Here is a 20,730-nt window from a genome sequence, read left to right as displayed (position 1 = left end):
TCGAGAAGATTTTACCAAACTGAGTCAGAACCAGCAGATCCTTACTCAATCAATTCTCCAATATTAAAATCAATGCGAATCCAACTCCTCAGCTTCCTCAAACTATTGAGCAGCAGCAGGGGAATTTGCCAGTGGTGCACCATCAAGAACGGGAGCGGGTCATTCACCATGAAAATGGCTTCCTTACCCTGCCAGATATTGCTGAACCAGCGTTGCAGTTGTTGGAGCGATCGCACCTCGTTTAACCGCCAGAGTTCGTGGTAAAGCCAGTACGTAGGTTTGCTGCTCGTGAGCGGTTGCAGGGGTTCTAGGGAAGCTGTGGGATTGAGGTAAGCGTCGGCAACACCGGGATGGTTATAAAACATGGTGAGTGCCGAGTGGGTGCGGGGGTTACACTCGATCGCATAAACCGTTCCGTCTTCGGCTTGAATCAAGTCAAAAGAAGCCTGCCCGTAGCCTGGAACAGCCGACAAAAACCTTTCGACCCAAGCGACGATTTCGGGTTTATCAACCTGCTGATAATTCACCTGGAAGGCGGAGGATTTGCAACAGCAGTAGAGCGTTGATCGACCGTCGCGAACGGTGCTGTGGGTGCAATATTCCTGCCCTGGAATGAACTCTTGCAGAATCCAGGGCTTGGCTTCGCTGATGGGTAAACCATTCACGAATGTAGCCGTAGCTTCTGAGGTTTCACAAGGCAGTTTGGTCAGATCGAGCCGATGTTTAGAATCGTAGGGAATACTTTTGAGAATATACTTTCGCTTCTCTTTAGAAAAGTCGAAGTTTAAGACCTGTTCTGGGGATGTAATTTGATAGGACTTTGGCACGGTCAAAGCGAGCGATCGCGCCTGTTCTGCAAAGGCAAATTTATCATCCAGCATCCGAATCGTTTCAGCGTCAAAATGACAGACCTCACAATAGTCTGCTAATGGATGCTCTGTCATTCCGTCGTAGTAAAGCACAGAGAAAATTGCAACGGGAATAAACAAGTCAATCTTCTCTCTCCGGGCGATCGCCTGCAGGGCATTGATATAACCCTGCAAATCTTTTGCCGGATCGGGCACGGTATAAAACGCCGCAACCGCGTTGGAATATTGATTGCCGCTATGCCAAAACTTTTCTGTATCAATCAAAATTGCCCGATGCCCAGCCGCATGAAATGAACGGGCCAGCTGAAGTGCCTTAGTCATTCTGCCGCCTGCAATTAAGATGCTTTTTGGCTGCTCGGCTGCAATGATCGAAGGTGAGGAACGACGTAACCGACTCCAGAGAAGCGACCCCAGCACGATCGCCAAATTGAAGGGCAGGGCGATTGCCAATAAAGCCAATACGCCAAAATTTTGTAGAATTGCCCAAATGACGGTCTGAAGATTGCGGACTGCTGTAACGGTTTTGGTCGGGGATGTTGTGTCTGCCTGCCTAGGCAGTAGCGTTTCAGTTGACATGGATCGGTATGTTTCAGTCATGATCTTTAGCCCATCCCTCAAACTCGACGAATGAGCGTGAGCCCGTCCCGCACCGGGAGGAGCACCTGTTCGGTCCGGGGATCATTAGCAACGACCTGGTTAAAGTGGGCGATCGCCTGAGCAGTATCCGATCGCTCTGATTCTGCTAGGTAAACTTCTCCCAAAAACAGGGTGTTGTCCGCACAGATATAGCCATTGGGGGCCAGTAAATTGCTGCCAATCAGCTTTTCGTAGTAATCCACGTAACCCGCCTTATTCGCATCAATAAAGGCAAAATCAAAGCTTGCCTGGTCGGCAATCAGTTGATCCAGGGTGTCGGAGGCAGGCCCTAATTTGACATCGATCTTGTGTCCGTGGGGCGATTGCTCAAACAAATTTTGGGCAAATCGGGCGGCGTAGGGGTCAATTTCGCAAGCAATCATATGACCATCATCGGGTAAGCCCTCTGCCATTGCTAGGGCCGAGTATCCGGTAAACATTCCAATATCTAGAATTCGCTTTGCCCCGGTCATGCGCACAAACATCTTCAAGGCTTGCCCTTCTAGATGCCCGGTTAGCATTTCCTGCTCTAGCTGTTGTTCCGTTTCCCCGCCCTCAAATTTTGCCTGCCAGGGTTCGTGCTGCGTTTTTTGAGCAATCTGCGTCAAAGCAGGTGATTCGGGTGTAGTCGATCGCTCTAGATAGCCATCCAACCCGGCGATTAGCAGCAGTGCTTTTTGGAGATGGGTGCTTAAATCGCCAGGATTATCTGTCACCCGAGGCAACAGGGCGATCGCCTTCTCCAAATGGTGAGCCGCAATAGTTACAGGAGTAATGGGGCGGGGTGGAGGTGTGGGCATGGAATTGGTGCCGCCGAAGGTCATACTTTACCTCCCACCAGGGAAGGAACGGGTTTAGCGAAGCTCTCTTCTGGCTTCACGTAGGCATCGAGCCCATCCCCTGCTCTGGGATAATCGGCACATAAATTCTTGTGCTCTTGCAACGTTGCTTCTAGTTCCTCACGGGTTAAATCATTGACGAAGTGGCATTTCCCAATGGGATGGGGAACCGCTGCCCGCAGTAAACCATCACGGGTGAGAGTAATGGATTGATTGGCTTTCCAAAGCAGTTCAATATCTAAACTAGGATGATCCAGAGCTAATCCCAAACGGCTCATTAATCCTAAAATGCGATCGCGCTCTGCCGAGGTAATGTAACCCCGACGGGCGGCAAGGGTGGCGGAAAATGCCATGTCAATGTTGACGGCATGACCGTGGAGTAGCGGTGGATCTGGCGTGAGTTCTAAGGTTGGGCTCCAGGTGTGACCATAGGCAATCACGCGATCGAGCATCAACTCATGCAAATTAGGAGTTTCTAGCTCCAGCATGGTTTTGATCGATTCGTAGTTTACCTGATGTCCAATCTTTTGCAGAGCACTATCATCATTGCGGTAGCCAAAGTGGGTGTATAACAGATCTTCACCGTAGCGATCGAGCAGGTCAAACACTTGTCGATTGGAGACGACAGCAATCTTGACTAGTTCTGCCATGCCATTGCGAATTTGATCGACGGGCAGCGTCCGCAGAAATGAAAAATTGAGGAAGGTTGCTTTCGGAGCATGGTAAGCCCCTAAACGGTTTTTCAACTTACCGTGATTGACCGCCACTTTGATGGCGATTCCGGCATCAATCAGACCAATCAACGTAGTCGGAATCCGAATATAGTTTGTGCTCCGGCGATAGGCAGCACAGGCAAACCCTGCTACATCTGTCACCAAACCACCACCAATTACCAAAACAGGTTCTTTGCGTAAAAGATTAAAGCGGCAAAAGGCATCAATGATGGTCTGCCAAGTTGCGATCGTCTTATCAGGCTCTTTAATAGAGACCGGAAAGACCGTTAATTCAACTCCGTAGTACTGAAAGTATTGCTGCAATTGAGAACCGTACAACTGGTTAACGGTATCATCTACAATTGCAAGACACCGCTTGAGTGACGTGTAATAACTTGCCAATTCAGGTTGATGAATGTCGAATAACCGTTCAACAAACTGAAAACTGAGTTCGATCTTTTCATAGCCTTCAACTTGAAAGCCGGCTGAAGTGGCAGAAAACTGCGCCTGAATATTGCTCATGACTCTAAATGATAATTTCGTTGAGTTAAGGGAACCAGTGGACGCAGATATGTCGGTGGAGATGCTAAAAGCAGCCATTTCCACAAAACCGTTCCACTACGAATGATTTGCCATAGACCAAAAATGGTCTAGAACAAGGGGCTTTGACAGCCCAACAAGTTGCGCTCAATTTTTACCTCAACAAACTGCCTGAAAATTCTTCAGTAGTTGGCAGATGTTGAGGGGCCATTGAGGTGAAAAGCTTCAACAAAGCTATAGCTGGAAGAGCCAATCCGACGCCACAAAATAAGAGTAAATAAAAACTCGAATTCGGATAGACTTGGCAAACTCCCAAAAAGTTACGATTCCAAAAACACCCTTCTTTTGAATCATCCTGGAGTAATGCCAAAACTGTGGGTAGCTTAATTTACTCCTGCGAACGATGAACTCTATCAATGGGTAGAGAACAGTTGCAGCAGCAAGGCTCAGCCAAGGAGTTGTTCGAGCAGTTTGGTGCCTGTCTGCAAGGGGCAAGCGATCGCGCTCAAGTATGGACCAACCGTAGATACAGCGCTGATTCCGCTGCCTAAGCGGAGCAATACCCAGCGCGAAAACAAAACCATCAAGCAGGGTGAGGTGCCGTCTAGGTGGCAAGGTTTTAGGACAGCAAGCTGTGCTGACTCGCTACATTAGGCTCCGATGCACGAAGCCACCTATAAGCTTCTAAAAAATGGCACCTTCCACGGCAAGATGCCCGCCTGCAAAGAGTTTGGAGCAATGCCACAGCCTCAAATCTTGCCGCGAAGAACAGCAAGATGCCCTAGACATAGTGAATTACCCTAGGGTTGCGGTTGTGACATACCTTCCCTAACCCTCTAACTCGCTATAGCTAGCAATTCCTACGAGATGTGTAGACAGGGCTCCAGCGTACCCTGGTAGCGATTACAACAAAAGATCCGTTTCCTGTGAGGATCGTTGCTGTGAAGAAGCGTTTGCCGTCTGGTTTTTTAATTGGGGGATGTTTGATGGGCCTAGCGGCTTGGCTGTGGAGCGTGCCCGCTGCTGTAGCTGACCCCTGCACCGTCAACTGTCGCTCAGGGCAGATTCAGTTTACGCCAGGCGATCGCATCACCGTGCAAGTCGTCAATGTGGGCAGTCGCCCCCTCAGCCTAGAGCAGCCGCCCCTGCTCGGTCCCCGCTTGCTCTACACCGGCAACAGCTTCGAAACCCGTCTTAACTGGGCTGGGCAGCCCAAACCCTCGTTCTTTTTCTGGTCGCAAGAGCGGCTGCCCGTGCGGGTTCGTCTCAATCGCCCCAGCCCCAACATCCTGCGGGTAGAACTGTACGACGCGCCCAGTGAGCCGAGCGATCGCAGCATCACCATCGAACCCGATGGCCGCGTTTCGGTGAAATAACGGTACGGGTGTCGAGTTGCTGAGAATCTTAGGAGCTTCTTGACACCCACCGTGCGCTCAATTGCAGGATCGCACTCAGGCTGGCGCAAAGGCCAGGGCCAGCATAGCCAGCGTGAAGACCGCCGAACCGGTGATGCCAAAAGTTCGCGGCCAATTGTAGGCGATCAACTCCTGAATCACCTCAGGCTGTTTACCGCCCCGCTCCAGCCGAAAATGGCGCGGAATTTCTAGCGCTACCGTGACCCACAGCCCCAGCAGACCGCAGGCGGCATTGGCTAGGGCCAACCCCAGGGGCACTGACTCGGGGCGCAGAAAGATGATCGCTAGGGGCACAAGAAAGCAGGAAAACCCCGGAATAATGACCGGCAGCGGTATTTGACTGGAATAGAACTTGTGGTAATCGACATATTCTGCTGGGCCAACCTTAGCAAAAAGAGGATAGACCACAAGCTGCACGAACCAGATGGTGCCGAGGTTGTAGCAGATCAGCACCGTGTAGAACAGTAAAAAACCGTGAGAAAAATCCATCGTATTTAGCCTTCGTAGTGAGATTGTTATTGCAAGTCAAACTGTAAAACAAACTATTCAGTGCCCCTTCAAGAGCGGACTTTTTCAAGCACCAGCAACTATATTTCTAACTGTGTGACAAGCTAGTTTTACTATTTAATTAAGCTGGCGAGAACGCCGTCATCACCATGGCTAAAGTAAAACCAGCAGAACCAGAAATACTAAGTGTTCGTGGCCAGTTATAGCGAACTAACTCTTGAATAACCTCAGGCTGCTTACCGTCCTGCTCAAGCTGAGCATGGCGCGGGATTTCTAGCGCTACCGTTACCCATAGCGCTAATAGACCACAGGCCGCATTAGCCAAAGCAAGCATTAACGGCACGGACGCGGGTCGAAGAAAAATGAGTGCGATCGGCAAGAGCAAACAGGCAAAACCTGGAAGAATGACGGGCAGCGGTATTCGACTAGAATAAAATCTGTGGTATGCGACGTAGTCTGCTGAGCCAACCTTTGCAAACAGAGGATAGACTACAATCTGCCCAAACCAGATGATGCCAAGGTTATAGCAGACGAGCATACTGTAAAACAATAGAAAACTGTGGGGGAAATCCATCTTATTTAGTATCCGTAATAACAAGCTTGATTAGTGCAAGTAAGATTACTCTCCACTGTTATGCATCGTTAAGCAGTGCAGACAGGTGAGGCGGCATTGAACGGGTGTGGACCAACTGGCCTGTAGCTAGGTAATCGAGTTCTTCAGGAGTTGAGATGCGTCCTAGCACAGCATTGCGGTGGGGCTGTCGCCCAAACCGGGCAATCACCTCTCGATGGGCACGCGCTTGGGAGGCAGAAAATGCCAGCAATTCGCGATTTTTAGGTAGGGCCTCTTGCACCAGTTCGTCGGCCAGTTGAACCGCTAAATCCAGTTTTTTCAACGATTCAGAATGACCTAGCGGCAGCAAGAAAAACGTCTTTTCCCAAGGTGTTTTGAGGGCGGAGTAATGGCCGACATTAATGCCCTCCAATGCCAGTAGACAGGCCTTCGCATCCTGGGCAAAGGCTCGAGCCGTGCCTTGATAGATCGCTCGAGAAAACTGGTCTAGAAGAATGATGAGCGCTAAGCGCGATCGCGGCTCCTCAGCCCAGTGGTCAAGATCGCCTCGGATAGCCTGCTCGAGCAACGGCAAAAAACGCTCGTTCTCACTGGCGCTCATACCACCTCGAAACCACCACTGCCACTGGCGAACGATGGCGGCCTGCCCCTGGTTCAGCTGGTCAGGAAACCAGAACTGAAGCACCATTTCAAATGGTTGAATAGTCACGGTGTATATTCCTCTCTGCTAATTTGACAACGGTATATTTTGCCTACTTCAGAGCTATCTACCTCAGCGACATACCTCATCCCTACTTTTTGCAGCACACGATTTGAGGCGTTTTTTTCGGCTAGGGTATGGGCTACAACCGTTTGCACTTCCCTTTGCGCAAAAGCATAATCAATCATTCTCTGAGCAGCCTCAGTCGCAAATCCACGATTCCAATAGTCGGCGGCAATTTCGTATCCAATCTCCACCGTCCCTGAGCGATCAGGGGGACCGTTAAATCCGCCATTGCCGACCAGCACGCCGCCAGCTGGCCAGATAAAGAAATATCCGCGCCAGTGAGTTAGCCCTGAGTTAGCATCGGCAGGCTCATTGGTAGTAGGAGAAAAGGCTTCCGGGAAATGAGGCCAATGTTTAGGTAGGGTGGTCTGTAGGAGAGTTGCTAGCTCGTCCCTACTGCGCCAAAACAGTTCTATGTGAATTGGTTTCACGGCGCGTAGCTGAAGGTTTTTAGTTTTAATCATTGATTTATTTGCTCAGAACCTTAGAATGCCGTGCCAGTCTAGACAAATGTGAATCGCGCTGATCTAACATAAGCAGCAGTTTTTGAGCATAGTCTTTGTCAAAAGCACGCTGAACAGAGGGGCGCGACTTTACATCTTGTCTCCAGTTATTTACTTTAGGGGCCTTTGCCAACCCAAAATCAGCAATCTCGTCAAGGGCATCGAAGTAGTAAAACATGGGTGCATAGGCTGCATCCACCAATGAAAAATTCTTGCCACCGAAGTAAGGTGTGCTCAGATTTCTCTCAATCCAGGCCAGCTTACCCATTAACTCTTGGTGCTTTTGACCAAAGGTTTCTTTTGTCGGTGCATTCAAGAAGTCATACATAACCACGAGCGTAGCGGAGGCAAATTCGATCCAAGCGCGGTGCTTTGCCTTTTCAAGAGGATCCTGTGGATGCAGCGAGCCTGGCGTAGTTTCGTCCAGATATTCGCAAATAACAGACGATTCAAATAGCACTTCCGAACCCACTTTTAGCAGAGGAACTTTTCCCAAAGGAGAAATCTCAAGGAACCAATCCGGTTTGTTCATTAAGTCGATGTGGATTAGCTGATGGGGAATCTCCTTTTCGAGCAGTAGAATGACTGCACGCTGTACAAAAGGACAGAAGTAGTGATAACTAGTTCTAGCGATAAATTGTGCATGATAGTTACGGTGGGAATCCACCGTGATAAACGATTCAGCAAAAAACTGTAATGATTAGAGCCTCTCAGTTCTGAAAACTCTCACCGACTAAGAAGGGCTGAATCAGTCGGCTCTCATTGCCGTACGTTGCGCCAAGTTAATTATGAATTTAATGGCTGGCCCATCATTTTTTGAATCGACTCGGGCTGCATTGCTTCTTCATACTGGGGCACAAACTCTGGCGGCATAAACTCAAACAAGGTGCGATTTTCGGCCCAAAACTCAACTACGCTGAAGGGCACAACGTCACCCCGAATGCGAGCCATCACCCGCCATCCCTCGCGCTGCCCAATCTGCTCAATTTGATCAGGACTAGTGGGCACGGAAATAGCCGCATGGGAGGGCATAAACTGAGCGGGTGCAGTTTGACGAACTTTAGCTGACTCAGTATCAGCTCCTGGCATCCAAGCATCGCCTTGCTTAAACACCACAATGTGGGTGCCGTAGTCGTCAAAAGGCATGACCAAAAAGCTACCGGGGACCAAAAATTTGTAGACCTTTCCCTGCCAGATCTCAGCTAAGACGCTGGCAACGCGTAGGGGCTCTTGAGCATCGATAGAAATATGGTGAATCATGGTGATTTGCTCTCCTAGTTGGGGGGGTTTAGGGGTTAGGTAATGGCTTAAAACTGTCTTTAGGGCAGGGGTGGCACATCAGTCTCTACCCCGCGATCGCCGACAAAGACCTTGAGCACAGCGAACGCTGCCGGGTTACCGCTAAACAGCGCGTGGTTGGTCACCAGCACCGAGCCCCGATCGTCAAAGGCAAAATCTGCTGGGGCATCGTAGGCAATGGGGCAGTTGGTCGGACCTTTGAGCCGCGCTTCCTCCCGACCACTGGGGGCAAGAATCGAGATTTCGCTGGGCGACTGGAGCGCGACATAGAGCTTGCCAGACTGACCAAAGGCAATGCCGTCGGGCATTTCGCCTTGCAAATATTGATGAAAGAGCTTGAGGTCATTCTCCGCAGGGGCATTGACGAAGGGCAGTCGGTAGATGGCGCCACCCGGTGCCGAGGCGGAGGTGGTGACCGCAACATATAGCTCGGTGCCATCTGGGGTTACCTTGATGCCGTTGGGGCCAACCGGAAACGGGGCCGTCGCCGAGCCTGCTAGGCGATCGCTCTGAAACCACGGCTCGGCCAGCCCACCACCGGGCGGAACGCGGAAAATCGTGTTCTGAAACGAGTCACTCCAGTAGAGGTAGCCGTCGGGGCCAAAGGTAATCTCATTGGGTAGGGAACAGGGCAGGGTGGGCGGCAGTGACGGATTGCAGGCTATTTCAGGGAGAACGGGGGAGTAGATCTCCTGGCGGTAGCCTTGATCCTGGGGACTCAGACGCACAATACCAAGCTGGCTGCTGACCACATAGACGCGATGTTGACCATCTACGGCTACCCCAGCCACCCCGTGAATCTCTGACAGCCGCTCTCCCTCGAGAAAAATAGTTGTGAGGAGTTCGCCCGTGAGCCGGTGGAAGACCCGCACCTCTGAAGGGCGGCCGCCGTTGTCGCCCAAGGCGGCGGGTCCGGCCACATAGATGCGGTTGCGATCGGCGACAATTCCCTCGGGGAAGGGGGGCGAGAGATCTGGCCCGGCGAATACTCTGCCGTCGCCGATATTGACCTTTTGCCGTTCATCAATTTCGGTGTCAGTTTCAAACGGGAGGCGATCGCGCTGGCTAGTTTGAGAAGCAATACCCACAGCTTGCTCAGGTTTGATGGACTGTTGAAAGTTTTCGGAACGAAGATTGGACACAGTAATCTCCTGCTTTTTTAGAGGTGTGGTAGTTTTGAAGTTAGTTGTGAAAATCTCAATTCTTGACGTTAATCAAAGCTCTACTGACCTCAACTTGGAGGGGCTTTGATCACATCAGTTGGAAAGTTTGGGCTTGAGCGTGGCCTAGACCACGACAATATCAGCGTTACTTAGAGCGGGCGCACCGCTAAGCTTGGCCAATAGCACTTGGGCTTGGCAGCCATTACCATCGGGGTCAAAGAACAATTCGCCTGACAGATTGTTGTAGATAAAGCGATCTTTGCCATCGACAGCCGCTGTGCCTAAGCGAAATTGCTCTGGCGAAATGGCGACGCCCGCTACCAATCCGCCACCAAAACCTGCTGCTCGAATTAGGATGCGATCGCCTTCGCTAGCAAAATCAGTGATCCTGTCACCGGCTTGATGCAAGCTGTCAAAGCGGAATGCGTCACAACCCGCGCCACCGGTTAAAGTATCGATTCCTTTGCCGCCAAGGAGGGTGTCGTTGCCGTCTTCACCGAGCAAAATGTCATCACCAGAATCACCCTTGAGCCGATCGTGGCCGGCCCCACCGCGTATCAGATCATCTCCGCTTAGACCTCGAATGCGATCGCTGCCGCCCTGGCCATCAATGATGTCGTTGGAGTCTTTGAAACCCCCAAATCTATCGTTCAAATCGCCTAGGAAGATCGTGTCAGTGTCAAAGGCGACCTGAATGTCTTCGTCAACAACCTGTAAAACCGATTCTTGGTCAAATTCTTGCTTGTAGGCCTGGATAATCTGGTCGATCGCCGCTTCGTTTTCTACGGTGTCTTCAAAGATGAGCGAAACGATTTTACTAGGCTCTTTAACCAGGGCATTTGTGCTGCTGAGGAACTGTCCATCAGCATCGTAAACCGTGAGCCCATCGGGAAATCGTGGGGTAATCTCCTGATCTAAAAACTGCTGAAACTCTGCCTCTGAGACTTCACCACCCTCGGCAATGTTGCGGCCAAAGTATAGATCAGTTTGGATTAATTCTGGAATCGGGTCATTGTCGATTAGATCTTCCGATTGTCCGAAGCCTACTTTGACAGCTTCGTTGACGACTTCTAAAACCGATTCTTGCTGGAACTGTTGCTTGTAGGCAGCAATAATTTGATCGATACTTTGCTCATTTGCCGCCGTGTCTTCAAAAATGAGCGAGACCACCTGACTGGGTTCTTGAACCAAGTTTCCAGCGCTGTCCAAGAACTGCCCATCGGCATCATAGGCCGTTAACCCATTGGGAAATCGCGGTGTAATTTCGGTGTCGATGAAAGCTTGAAACTCAGTCTCTGAGACCTGGCCGCCCCCAGCAATGTTGCGGCCAAAGTACAGATCCTCTTGAATCAGCTCTGGAATCGGGTCATTTTCAATCAGGTCGTCAGCTTCGTCAAAGCCAACCTTAAGATAATCGGCATTGACAATTTCTAAAACTGATTCTTGCTGAAACTGCTGCTTATAGGTTTCGATGATCTGGTCAACTTCTGCCTGGTTTTCCAAAGTGTTCTCAAAGATGAGAGTGACCACCTGGCTGGGTTCTTGAATTTGACTGCCAGTGCTGTCTAGGAACTGCCCATCGGCGCCGTAGACCGTCAGGCCGTTGGGGAATCGCGGTGTGATTTCGGTATCGATAAACGCCTGAAAATCGGCCTCTGAAACTTCACCATCACCGGCAATATTGCGTCCGAAAAACAAATCCTGCTGAACAAGCCCAGGGCTAATGTTATTGGCTTCCATGCCCAACAAGACTTGTTGGGTGTGGGTTTCTGCGTAAATTGTAGGGGCCATAGGAATCTTCTTTTGCCTGCGTCCAGTATTAAGTCCATCTCAATCACAGCGATGTCAGCGGGGCTCCGAGGCAGGAGCCCCGCCCTGTTAGTAGGCGATCGCCGGAACCTGATACAGATAGTCATCGCTAGTTGCCTGTTGCAGCATGAAATCTGCGACATCTGCCCGTGCGATACGCATACCCTTAGCGGGAAGCCCATCAACAACTGTGCGGTAGCGCCCTCCCCACGCACCATTGGTCAGTGCCATGGGGCGTACGACAATCCATTCCGGGGCGTGCTCCCGAATTTTCTCCAGCGCCCGACGATGATCGGCCAGGGTATGGGGAATAAAGCATTTGATTAAAAACAGGAGTACGGCTCCTGGCAAATCCTGCGCCTTTTCGCTGAGTACACCGAAATTTGAGAGAAAAATGAGTCGGCGTACCTGATGCGCTTGCATTGCTTGCACAATGTTTTGGGCACCTGCTGAATACAAGGTCGTGGGTGCTTCGGCATCAGTCCCCAATGTGCAAAACACTACATCCTGCCCTGCAATTGCCTGACTGACCGCAGCTGCGTCGAACACATCGCAAGACACAACGCGCAGTTGTTCGTGAATGATATTTACTGCTGCAGGATTCCGCACTGCCGCTGTAACGTGATGATTCTGCGCCAGGGCTTGCTCAATGAGGCAACGGCCCACGCCTCCACTCGCTCCGAAAATGACAATGTTCATCTCTCAATCTCCGCTTAAACTACGACAATGTCGGCGTTGCTAATCGTCGGCGCACCGCCCAGCGTGGTCAGCAGCACCTGGGCATGGCTACCGTTGCCATCGCGGTCAAAGAACAGCTCGCCGGAGGTGTTGTTGTAGATGAATCGATCGCTGCCATCAGCGGCGGCAGCACCCAGCACAAACTGACTAGCTGAAATCGCGGCACCGGCATTTAACCCGCCGCCAAAGCCCGCCCGAATCAGGATTTGGTCGTCAGCGGCGACAAAGTCAGTAATCGTGTCACCCGCCTGATCTAGGTGGTCAAAGCGGAAGGAGTCGCTGCCCTCATTCCCCGTTAGGATGTCTGCACCCTTGCCGCCGAGCAGATTATCGTTCCCCAACCCGCCGAGCACGGTGTCGCTGTTGACGCTGCCGACCATGTTGTCGTGGCCAGCGCCCCCTTCGATAGTGAGCTGAATGCGGTTTAGATCCAGGTGGTCGGCTTTGATTTGGTCGTTGCCGTCGCCACCGAACACCAGCAGGCGATCGCTGGCATCGGCCCGGAAAATTGACACGTCGGCGGTGAGCCCAGAGACCACTACATCGTGACCTGAGGTGGCGATGCGAATAGCATCGTGACGGGCTGAACCGGCGATGTTGATGGTGTCGATTTCGCCATCGCCTCCAGTGGTACCCGAAATGCCCAAATTCAGGTTGATTTGCTTAATGTCGGTGCCGGTCAGGTCATTGATATTGATGGTGTCGGCGCCCCCAAAGGCCCGGAAGTCTACCTGCTCCAAGTTGTTGGTATCCATTACCACGGCACCAACATTGCGCAGGAAGGTAAACCGCTCGCCATTGGCTAGCATGCCAATGATTTCATTGGCATTGGCGCCGTTGAAGAGCATCGTGTCATAGCCGGCGCCACCGTCGATGGTGTCGTTTCCCTCGCCGGGGTTCCAGAGAAAGGCATCGTTGCCCGACCCTAAGAACGCCCTGTCGTTGCCGCGCTTGCCATCGACAAAGTCGTTGCCGTCGCCGCCCAGCAGCGTGTCATCGGCGGCACCGCCCAGCAGCAAGTCATTGCCTTTGCCGCCATCCAGCAAAATCTGCATGGCCCTCGCTGGAGAACTGCTGGGGTCAGCCAGGAGATTGGTGGCGTCAATCGTGTCGTTGCCGTCTAAGCCATTTACCACTAGCAGGTCTTGCCCCAGGTCAGCCCCCAAAACTTTGACCTCGGCCCCCAGCCCCGACACCGTGGCGCTGTTGCCAATGCCGCTGATGTTGAGCACATCGTTGCGGTGAGAAGCATTGACGGTAGTGAGATCGGGTGCGCCATCGCCGGTGGTTGAGCCCGAGGCCGCTAGATTGACTTCGACGGCCTGCAACCCGGCCCCGGTCAGGTCGTCAACGGTGACCTGATCAACCCCCGACAACGGGTTGATGACGAGGCGATCGCGCTCGCCTTCACCGCCCACAATGTCCACCTGAGCAGCTAGGCCTTTGACAGTGGTTTTGCCCGCACCCCCGCTGACTTTGATCGCATCGCCATTGCCCGAGCCATTGAGAATGATGGTGTCGATCGCTCCATCGCCAGCCGTTGAGCCAGCGGCGGCCAGATTGAGGTTGATCTGCTTGACGTCGGTGCCCGTCAGGTCGTTGATGGTGATGTTGTCGACTCCGCCTAGGGCGTTAAAGTCGACCTGCTCCAGATCGTTCGTATCCATCACCACGTTGGCTATGTCGCGGAAAAAGCGTAGCCGCTCGCCCACCGCAGACATGTCAACCTGTTCAGCGACATTGGCACCGTTAAAGAGCATGGTGTCGAGCCCATTGCCGCCTTCGATGGTGTCATTGTCCTCACCAGGGTTCCAGCCAAAGAGGTCGTTGCCATCACCGAGAAAAGCCAGGTCATCGCCATCGCCACCGAAAACTGAGTCATTGCCTGCGCCAGCCAGCAGTGTGTCGTTGCCACCCAAGCTAGCGATCAGGTCGTCCCCGTCTAAGCCAAAAATTGTGTCGATATCTTCGGTGCCGAGCAAATTGCCCAGGCCAGAGGTGCCAAAGTCGCTGTCGTTGCTGCCAGTAATAAGCGCCATGATCAAATTTCCTTTTGATGTAAATAAGTCGGGTGTGCAGGGCGTGGGATGTTGCTTTGCGATCGCCGTTCCCTGCTCAAAGACAACGGCGAAACTATCCCAAGGGGAAACACAGCCCCTAAGGTTTGGCGGTCTTCCGATGGAAGACGCTAAGTGCTAGGTGGGTTTCGCAGTCGCCAGCTAAGGGCAACTTTGCTAAACCTAAAAATTCAGAGGCTAGGTCGAGCGAGCTAATTTCTCACGCCCCCGCGTTGGCAGCGGCCATGGACATTGCGAAGGCTCTCCCTGCTGCCCGATATTTTTCAACATCCTTCGGGGTTGCCGGTTGGCAATCGGTGGTGTCGCCATATAACGTGCTGAACTCTCGATGCCAACCGGCAAATTCGAGCACGATACCGTCCGGGTCTTGAAAATAGATCGAACTCACAAAAGTTTGATCGTTAACATGATCTGAGGCCTGCATCGGCGAGTTATCGTGGTGAATTACCGGACTAACCTGAACGCCCTTCTCGATCAGTTTTTGTCGGTATGCCTCGATGTTCTCCGCCGGCACGTTAAAGGCGAAATGATTCATTGATCCATGGGATGAGACTAGGGAAGCTGGATCACCAAAATCAACCGCCATATCCAGACTGCCGCGAGGATTTGAAAGGCCGGGTTGGCGATCGGCTGCTTCGGAGAACCAGAAGAAGGCGAGGCACTCGCCTTCACCCATGTCGAAGAAGAAGTGCTGCCCAAGACCGGCTGGCAGGTCAAAGGCTTTGACAAGCTTCATACCGAGCACGTTGGTGTAAAAATCAACTGTGCGTTCCATGTCTTTGCAAACTAGAGCGACATGGTTCAAACCCATAATTTTGAATTCAGAATTTGTGTTCTGCATCGAATAATTCTCCTGCATAGTTGGGGCTGTACTGTGCTGTTCGGGATGTCATTTGATAGCAAGTTCTTTGCAATATCTGTTCTGAACCTGGGCGTTCAGGTTTGAGTGGAGCAGTGTCCCCAGAAAGGCGCGGAGACACTGCTTAAGACATGAGTCATCTACAAAACCACAACCTAGTAAGCGAGCGCGAACCCTAGATGTTCCCGCCTCAGCTCATCAGAACTGACGGCACTTTTTTCCAGGTTTTCCTGACGCAGCTGCTCGAAATCAACCGCGCTAGATTTTTCCAGGTTCTCGAGACGCAGGCGCTCGAAGTCAACAGCACTTTTTTCGAGGTTTTCCTGGCGCAGCTGCTTGAAATCAATCACGTTGGATTTCTCTAGGTTCTCGCGACGGACGCTGTCAAAGTCAATGGCACTTTTCTCGAGGTTTTCCTGGCGTAACCGATCGAAGTTAACCGCGTTAGATTTCTCCAGATTCTCGCGACGAGTGCGATCGAAGTTAGCAGCATCTTTGTCGAGGTTTTCCTGGCGTAGCTGATCGAAGTCAACCGCGTTGGATTTCTCCAGGTTCTCGCGACGAGTGCGATCGAAATCAACGGCATCTTTATCGAGGTTTTCCTGGCGTAGCTGATCAAAGTCAACCGCATAGGCTACGGGAGCAATCGCGATCGCCGCAACGGAGGCAGCTAATATAGACAGTGCAAAGCGTTTCATGAATTTGGCTCCTTGGGGGCTAAATAAATCAGTTCAGGTGTAGCTATCGAACTGAGTCATCTATCAGGTTGGTTCCACCCTAAGGGGCGAGGCGTTACTAAACCGTTCCAGGGCGTTCCAGCAGCGTTCTGTCGGGCTGGCTAGGGGTAAACGGCAGTAAATACAAGGCGTTACCGCCGTCACCAGTTCAGTCAAAACATTGCAAAATATAAACGTCCAAACATTTGAACGTTTTCACAGATGCCTAATGTCTTAGTGAAGTGAATGGAGCAACGGCTGTAGCTGTGAAGTTGATCTATTGCAGCAGGGTTTGATAAATCCGCTGAGTGTCAGCGCTGGGGTCGAGGCCCAACTCATCCTGCAAGACCTGCATGCACTGGTGATAGATCTGAATGGCTGTGGCGCGATCGCCGTTTTGGCGGTGGAGCTGCATCAGCGCTTGGTAGGTCGATTCGCGCAGAGGGTCGGTTTGCAGCAGCAGCTGGCCGTAGCGAATGGCTTGGTGATACTGCTGCTGGTGCTGAAGTACAGCAATGAGACGATCTAGCGCCTCTAGGTAGCGCTGGTGGAGGCGTTCTCGAGCCTGCGCTAGCCACTCATAATCTAGCTGGGGCAGCAAGGCACCGCTGTAGTGGGCGATCGCCGCTTCTAGGTCGTGCTGCTGACTGGCCCTGTCTTCGGCCGGGGCGGCCTCGGCGCGGTCTAGGGCAGCTTCAAAAGCGGCCACGTCGAGGCTAAAGCTAGACCCTGGTTTCCACTGCACCAGCTGGGCCTCAATGTGCAAAAACGAGTCTGGCTCAGGCAGCGCCTGCCGCAAGTTGTACAGATCTTTGCGCAGGGCCGTGCGGGCCTGGGCTTCACCGAGGTCTGGGTAGAGACAGTAGGCCATCTGCTGGCGTCGATGGGGACTCTGGGGGTGGAGCACCAGGTAGGCCAGTAAGGCCTGCGATCGCTCGCTAGTGACGGCCACGACCTCGCCGCTATAGCGAAGGCTGAAGCCGTCAAAAAGCTGTATTTGTAGACCGGTTACCGGAACTAGAATTGGGGCGCTCCCGCCCACCGCTGATGGCCTCGGAGTCAAGGACGCGCCGATGATTGAAGACTCAGCGATCGGCCCTCTCCAGCCCAGTGTGGGGTCGTAGCCGGTGAGGTGGCTGGGAAAGCTAGCGGCGGTTTCCCATGGTGAGTCGGCAGCGGGTTGGGCTGAGGCAGCGGGCGGCGCGGGCGGTAGCTCAGGGGGCGAGGCATGATCAACGGCCCCTAGTTCCTTCAGCACCGCCAGCTGGCCAGCGGTGAGCCCCTGGACTCCGGTAATCACCATGCCTTCGTAGGGGCGCTCGGGCTGGAGCGATCGCACCTCCTCGCCAGTAGCACAGCGCCAGAGTTTGATCATGCCGTCGTTGCTGCTGCTGGCCAGGGTTTGCCCATCGGCGCTAAAAGCCACGGCCTGCACCTGGTTGGTGTGGCCGCCCAGGATGCGCAGTACCGATCCGGTCTCAATGCTCCAGAGCCGAATGGTAGAGTCGCCACTGGCGCTAGCCAGAATTGGCTCAACTGGGCTAAACACGACCGATTGCACCTGACTGCGGTGGCCCCTAAAGACCTGCAACAGTTCGCCACTGGCGCTATCCCACAGGCGAATAGTCTGGTCGGCACCGCCGCTGGCCAACCATCGGCCGTTGGGGTGCCAGGCGACGGTAAGCAGCCACTTGTCGTGGCCCTGCAACAGCCGCATTTGCTCGCCGGTTTCGGTATGCCAGAGCCGCAGGGTTTCGTCATCGCCGACGCTGGCTAGCAGGGGCTGCACCGGATTCCAGGCCACCGATCGCACCTTGTTTGTATGGCCGCTTAACACCCGCAGGCACTGACCAGTGGCTACCTGCCACAGCCGAATGGTGCAGTCGGCACTGCCGCTGGCCAGCCACTGACTGGTGGGGTCCCAGGCGAGGGAACGCACCGAGTCGGTATGGCCCCGCAAGATTTGGCTGGTTCTTTCCCGCGGGGATTGAGCGAGCGCCCCCTGCCACAGGCGAATCGTTTTGTCGGTGCTGCTACTGGCCAGGGTGCAGCCATCGGGGCTGAACTGAGTGGCACGCACCCAGAGGCTGTGTCCCGACAGGGTGGCCAGGGTTTCCCCGGTCTGCCAGTTCCAGAGGCGCACCAGGCCGTCTAGGCTGCCGCTTACCAACCAGGGCTGGTGGGGATGAAAAGCGACCGCAAAGATCTGGTTGGTAAACCCCCGCAGGGTTTTGAGGCAGTGGCCGGTCTGCACATCCCAAAATTTTAGGGTCTGGTCATCTCCCCCGCTGGCCAACTGTGGCTGGTTAAAGGCCAAGGCCCACACCCAGTCGTGGTGGTCGCGCAGGGTTCGCAGCGCGTTGCCCGATGGGATCTCCCACAGTTTGATGGTTTGATCAGCGCTGCTGCTAGCCAACAGCTGGCCGTCGGCGCTAAAGTCCACAGCGAGAACGGGTTGACTGTGGCCATACAGGGTCAGAATGCCGGTTTGGGTAGCCACATCCCACAGCCGAATTGTTTTATCGGAGCTGCCGCTGGCCAGGGTTTTGCTATCCCCATGCCAGGCCAGCGTCCAGATGCGATCGCGATGACCATCCAGAGTGCCCAAGCAGCTGCCCGTGGCGGCATCCCAAAGTTTCACTGTGCAGTCAGAGCTACCGCTAGCCAGGTAGGTGCCGTCGGGGCTAAAGGCCACGGCGCGCACGGGGGCGCTGTGGCCCACAAGGGTCGCCACGGCGTTGCCGGTGTGGGTATCCCACAGTTTGAGGGTGCCGTCGTGGCTGCCGCTGGCCAGCTGCCCCTGGGGATGAAAGGCGATCGCCTGCACATAGTTAGTGTGGCCCGAGAGGGTCAGCATCGCCTGGCCCGTGGCGATGTCCCACAGATGAATCATGGCATCGTCGCCGCCGCTAGCCAAGGTGCGTCCATCGGGGCTAAAGGCCACCGCCTTGGCCCAGTCGGTGTGCCCCTGTACGGTGAGAAGCAGCTGATAGTCGGCCAGTCGCCACACCCGTAGCCCACCGTTGCTGTCTCCAGCTGCCAGCAGGGTGCGGTCTGGGCTATAGGCTATGGATAAAATGCTGCTAAAGGTCTGACTAAAGACCGTGTGGATAAAATGGGCTTGGGTAAAATTGACCCGGTGCAGCTTGGCCTTGGGTAGACAAGCGTGGCGCAGGCTAAGGTGAGAAAAATCGTAGCCAGCTAAGTCAAGGCCAAGCTGAGCACAGAGATTGATCAAGTTGCCGCCCCCATAGCCTGGCATCTGAGTTTCGCGGCCGCGCACACTCTCCAGCAGCAGCAGCATTTGCTGCTCTAGAGCCGATTCAGAGCTAAAGGTTTGGCTCAATTGGCGGGCGATCGGCTGCAATATCAGCCGCCTCTGACTGTCGCGCAGGTAGTCATTGACGGTGGTTTTGAGCAGGGCATGGCGCAGAAACAGAACTGGCTCGACGCTAGCCAACTCGTGGGAAATCTGCTCAATCAGCTGGTCGCTCACGTACTCCATCACCACGGGCTGCTGACTATAGCGTCCCGACTGAGTCTCAATCAGGCTTCTCCAGCGCAATGACTCTAGAACTTCTAGCACCTGTGGGCGAGAGGCCGGGGGTTGAATATCGGCAACCAACTCTGAAATCGAAGTCCAATCGCGGTTGATGGCCAGCCAGTACATAACCGTTCGCTCTAGCTCAGACAGCCGCCGAAACTGCTGATCGAGCAGGCGCTGCAACCCGTTGAAAATAACGGTGTCTTCGGCTAGAAACTCGGCAATATCTCCGTCGAACAGGCTCTGTATCGAGGTAGCGACAATTTTTAAGGCCAGGGGGCTGTTGCCATAGCGGTGGGTCAGCTGACGCTTTTCGGCGTCTGAGCCGGTTAGCCCTTTGGCCTCACACAGAGCAAGGGCCGCTTCTAGGGAGCCTGTCAGCAGATGCGATCGCACCGGCAACTCGTTACCGGCCAACATGCCCACCACGGCGGGTTGCTCTCGACTGGTTAGCACCACACAGCTTTGGTGGCGGGTTTCTGCCACAAGCTGTAGCAGATCGCCATAGTCTTCATAGCCATCGCGAAAATAGCCCGCTCGTTCCCCCTCGTGCAACAGGGTTTCCATGTTGTCGAGCAGCAGCAGACACCGGGTCTGACGCAGCCAGTAGAGCAGCTGTTTTAGCGTGCCTCGGGTATCGTGCTGGTCAGAGACAAACCCCACCAGATCTTCGAGCAGTTCATCGAGCCTGGGGGCGTGGCGTAGCGATCGCCAAATGATTCTCTCAAAGGGAGCCTGGGGTAGGTCTACTAGGGTTTCGACCAGCTTGGCGGTCAGCGTGGTTTTGCCGATGCCGCCCATGCCCAACACCGCGACCAGGCGACAGCCATCGTCAACTACCCATCGCGACAAGGTGGCAATCTCCACCTCGCGACCGAAGAAAACCGAGACATCTGGAGCTTCGCCCCAGTCGATGGCAGGTCTCGAACTTAGAGGACTTTTCACTACGCGGCCCTGGAATTGGGTAGCGATCGCTGTATCCGTAGCCCAGTTCTGCGATCGCCCGATCAAGACTCATGGAGATCGTTAGACCTGCGCCTACTGCAATTATATAAGTGGAGCGAGAACCCGAGACTGCCCTGCCCCACCGCCCCTAGCGCTGGCCAGCTTGCGATAGTTTTTGGTTAGCGTGGAGGCTCGGGGCCACTGCCCAGCTAGCGGG

The 20,730-nt window shown here is 53.6% G+C and carries 17 protein-coding genes; 1 reads left to right on the top strand and 16 read right to left on the bottom strand.

Annotated features, from left to right (window positions below):
- Positions 1 to 41: 41 nt before the first annotated feature.
- The 3 genes from NC979_RS08120 to NC979_RS08110 form a co-directional block, all read right to left on the bottom strand.
- On the bottom strand, positions 42 to 1,286 hold the full coding sequence (locus tag NC979_RS08120) for an ATP-grasp domain-containing protein (RefSeq protein WP_431191051.1): 1,245 nt from the start codon (positions 1,284 to 1,286) through the stop codon (positions 42 to 44).
- A 197-nt stretch (positions 1,287 to 1,483) separates the two neighbouring features.
- Positions 1,484 to 2,329: an O-methyltransferase gene (locus NC979_RS08115; protein ID WP_199308619.1), complete on the bottom strand. Its 846-nt coding sequence runs from the start codon at positions 2,327 to 2,329 to the stop codon at positions 1,484 to 1,486.
- Entirely contained in the window at positions 2,326 to 3,579 is a 1,254-nt protein-coding gene (locus tag NC979_RS08110; protein ID WP_190514635.1) for a sedoheptulose 7-phosphate cyclase, read from the bottom strand. Before NC979_RS08110 ends, NC979_RS08115 begins: the two co-directional genes overlap by 4 nt.
- A gap of 959 nt (positions 3,580 to 4,538) precedes the next feature.
- On the opposite strand from NC979_RS08110, the gene NC979_RS08105 reads away from it, so the two are divergent.
- Positions 4,539 to 4,973, top strand: coding sequence for a hypothetical protein (locus tag NC979_RS08105; protein ID WP_190514634.1), 435 nt, complete (start codon positions 4,539 to 4,541; stop codon positions 4,971 to 4,973).
- 75 nt (positions 4,974 to 5,048) lie between these two features.
- Here the strand turns inward: NC979_RS08105 and NC979_RS08100 are convergent, their stop codons facing one another.
- From NC979_RS08100 to NC979_RS08040, 13 genes are all read right to left on the bottom strand, one after another.
- Entirely contained in the window at positions 5,049 to 5,501 is a 453-nt protein-coding gene (locus tag NC979_RS08100) for a hypothetical protein (protein WP_190514633.1), read from the bottom strand.
- A 139-nt stretch (positions 5,502 to 5,640) separates the two neighbouring features.
- The gene (locus NC979_RS08095; protein WP_190514632.1) at positions 5,641 to 6,093 is read right to left on the bottom strand and encodes a hypothetical protein; all 453 of its coding nucleotides are present in this window, start codon (positions 6,091 to 6,093) and stop codon (positions 5,641 to 5,643) included.
- A 58-nt stretch (positions 6,094 to 6,151) separates the two neighbouring features.
- Complete coding sequence (locus NC979_RS08090; protein WP_347403878.1) at positions 6,152 to 6,802, bottom strand: DUF924 family protein; 651 nt, start codon at positions 6,800 to 6,802, stop codon at positions 6,152 to 6,154.
- Positions 6,799 to 7,323: a GNAT family N-acetyltransferase gene (locus NC979_RS08085; RefSeq protein ID WP_190514631.1), complete on the bottom strand. Its 525-nt coding sequence runs from the start codon at positions 7,321 to 7,323 to the stop codon at positions 6,799 to 6,801. Before NC979_RS08085 ends, NC979_RS08090 begins: the two co-directional genes overlap by 4 nt.
- Before the next feature lie 4 nt (positions 7,324 to 7,327).
- On the bottom strand, positions 7,328 to 8,029 hold the full coding sequence (locus NC979_RS08080; RefSeq protein ID WP_199308618.1) for a glutathione S-transferase N-terminal domain-containing protein: 702 nt from the start codon (positions 8,027 to 8,029) through the stop codon (positions 7,328 to 7,330).
- A 119-nt stretch (positions 8,030 to 8,148) separates the two neighbouring features.
- Positions 8,149 to 8,622, bottom strand: a complete 474-nt coding sequence (locus NC979_RS08075) for a hypothetical protein (RefSeq protein WP_190514630.1) — start codon at positions 8,620 to 8,622, stop codon at positions 8,149 to 8,151.
- 59 nt (positions 8,623 to 8,681) lie between these two features.
- On the bottom strand, positions 8,682 to 9,803 hold the full coding sequence (locus tag NC979_RS08070; protein WP_190514629.1) for an SMP-30/gluconolactonase/LRE family protein: 1,122 nt from the start codon (positions 9,801 to 9,803) through the stop codon (positions 8,682 to 8,684).
- A 144-nt stretch (positions 9,804 to 9,947) separates the two neighbouring features.
- The gene (locus tag NC979_RS08065) at positions 9,948 to 11,615 is read right to left on the bottom strand and encodes a DUF3574 domain-containing protein (RefSeq protein ID WP_190514628.1); all 1,668 of its coding nucleotides are present in this window, start codon (positions 11,613 to 11,615) and stop codon (positions 9,948 to 9,950) included.
- 87 nt (positions 11,616 to 11,702) lie between these two features.
- On the bottom strand, positions 11,703 to 12,332 hold the full coding sequence (locus NC979_RS08060) for an NAD(P)-dependent oxidoreductase (protein ID WP_190514627.1): 630 nt from the start codon (positions 12,330 to 12,332) through the stop codon (positions 11,703 to 11,705).
- 14 nt (positions 12,333 to 12,346) lie between these two features.
- Positions 12,347 to 14,410: a calcium-binding protein gene (locus NC979_RS08055; protein ID WP_190514626.1), complete on the bottom strand. Its 2,064-nt coding sequence runs from the start codon at positions 14,408 to 14,410 to the stop codon at positions 12,347 to 12,349.
- Between the two features lie 238 nt (positions 14,411 to 14,648).
- Positions 14,649 to 15,290: a VOC family protein gene (locus NC979_RS08050; protein ID WP_190514625.1), complete on the bottom strand. Its 642-nt coding sequence runs from the start codon at positions 15,288 to 15,290 to the stop codon at positions 14,649 to 14,651.
- A gap of 173 nt (positions 15,291 to 15,463) precedes the next feature.
- Positions 15,464 to 16,006: a hypothetical protein gene (locus NC979_RS08045; RefSeq protein ID WP_190514624.1), complete on the bottom strand. Its 543-nt coding sequence runs from the start codon at positions 16,004 to 16,006 to the stop codon at positions 15,464 to 15,466.
- Positions 16,007 to 16,301: 295 nt separating this feature from the next.
- On the bottom strand, positions 16,302 to 20,513 hold the full coding sequence (locus tag NC979_RS08040; protein ID WP_190514623.1) for a WD40 domain-containing protein: 4,212 nt from the start codon (positions 20,511 to 20,513) through the stop codon (positions 16,302 to 16,304).
- Positions 20,514 to 20,730 lie beyond the last annotated feature (217 nt).

Source organism: Leptolyngbya subtilissima AS-A7, from assembly GCF_039962255.1.
Classification (GTDB): domain Bacteria; phylum Cyanobacteriota; class Cyanobacteriia; order Phormidesmidales; family Phormidesmidaceae; genus Nodosilinea.
This window is presented reverse-complemented; position numbering and strand designations above follow the sequence as displayed.

Excerpts from the sequence above, each read along its gene's own strand:
- NC979_RS08115 (WP_199308619.1), bottom strand. The coding sequence starts at position 2,329 with ATGACCTTCGGCGGCACCAATTCCATGCCCACACCTCCACCCCGCCCC.
- NC979_RS08110 (WP_190514635.1), bottom strand. The coding sequence starts at position 3,579 with ATGAGCAATATTCAGGCGCAGTTTTCTGCCACTTCAGCCGGCTTTCAA.
- NC979_RS08100 (WP_190514633.1), bottom strand. The coding sequence starts at position 5,501 with ATGGATTTTTCTCACGGTTTTTTACTGTTCTACACGGTGCTGATCTGC.
- NC979_RS08095 (WP_190514632.1), bottom strand. The coding sequence starts at position 6,093 with ATGGATTTCCCCCACAGTTTTCTATTGTTTTACAGTATGCTCGTCTGC.
- NC979_RS08085 (WP_190514631.1), bottom strand. The coding sequence starts at position 7,323 with ATGATTAAAACTAAAAACCTTCAGCTACGCGCCGTGAAACCAATTCAC.
- NC979_RS08075 (WP_190514630.1), bottom strand. The coding sequence starts at position 8,622 with ATGATTCACCATATTTCTATCGATGCTCAAGAGCCCCTACGCGTTGCC.
- NC979_RS08065 (WP_190514628.1), bottom strand. The coding sequence starts at position 11,615 with ATGGCCCCTACAATTTACGCAGAAACCCACACCCAACAAGTCTTGTTG.
- NC979_RS08060 (WP_190514627.1), bottom strand. The coding sequence starts at position 12,332 with ATGAACATTGTCATTTTCGGAGCGAGTGGAGGCGTGGGCCGTTGCCTC.
- NC979_RS08055 (WP_190514626.1), bottom strand. The coding sequence starts at position 14,410 with ATGGCGCTTATTACTGGCAGCAACGACAGCGACTTTGGCACCTCTGGC.
- NC979_RS08050 (WP_190514625.1), bottom strand. The coding sequence starts at position 15,290 with ATGCAGAACACAAATTCTGAATTCAAAATTATGGGTTTGAACCATGTC.
- NC979_RS08045 (WP_190514624.1), bottom strand. The coding sequence starts at position 16,006 with ATGAAACGCTTTGCACTGTCTATATTAGCTGCCTCCGTTGCGGCGATC.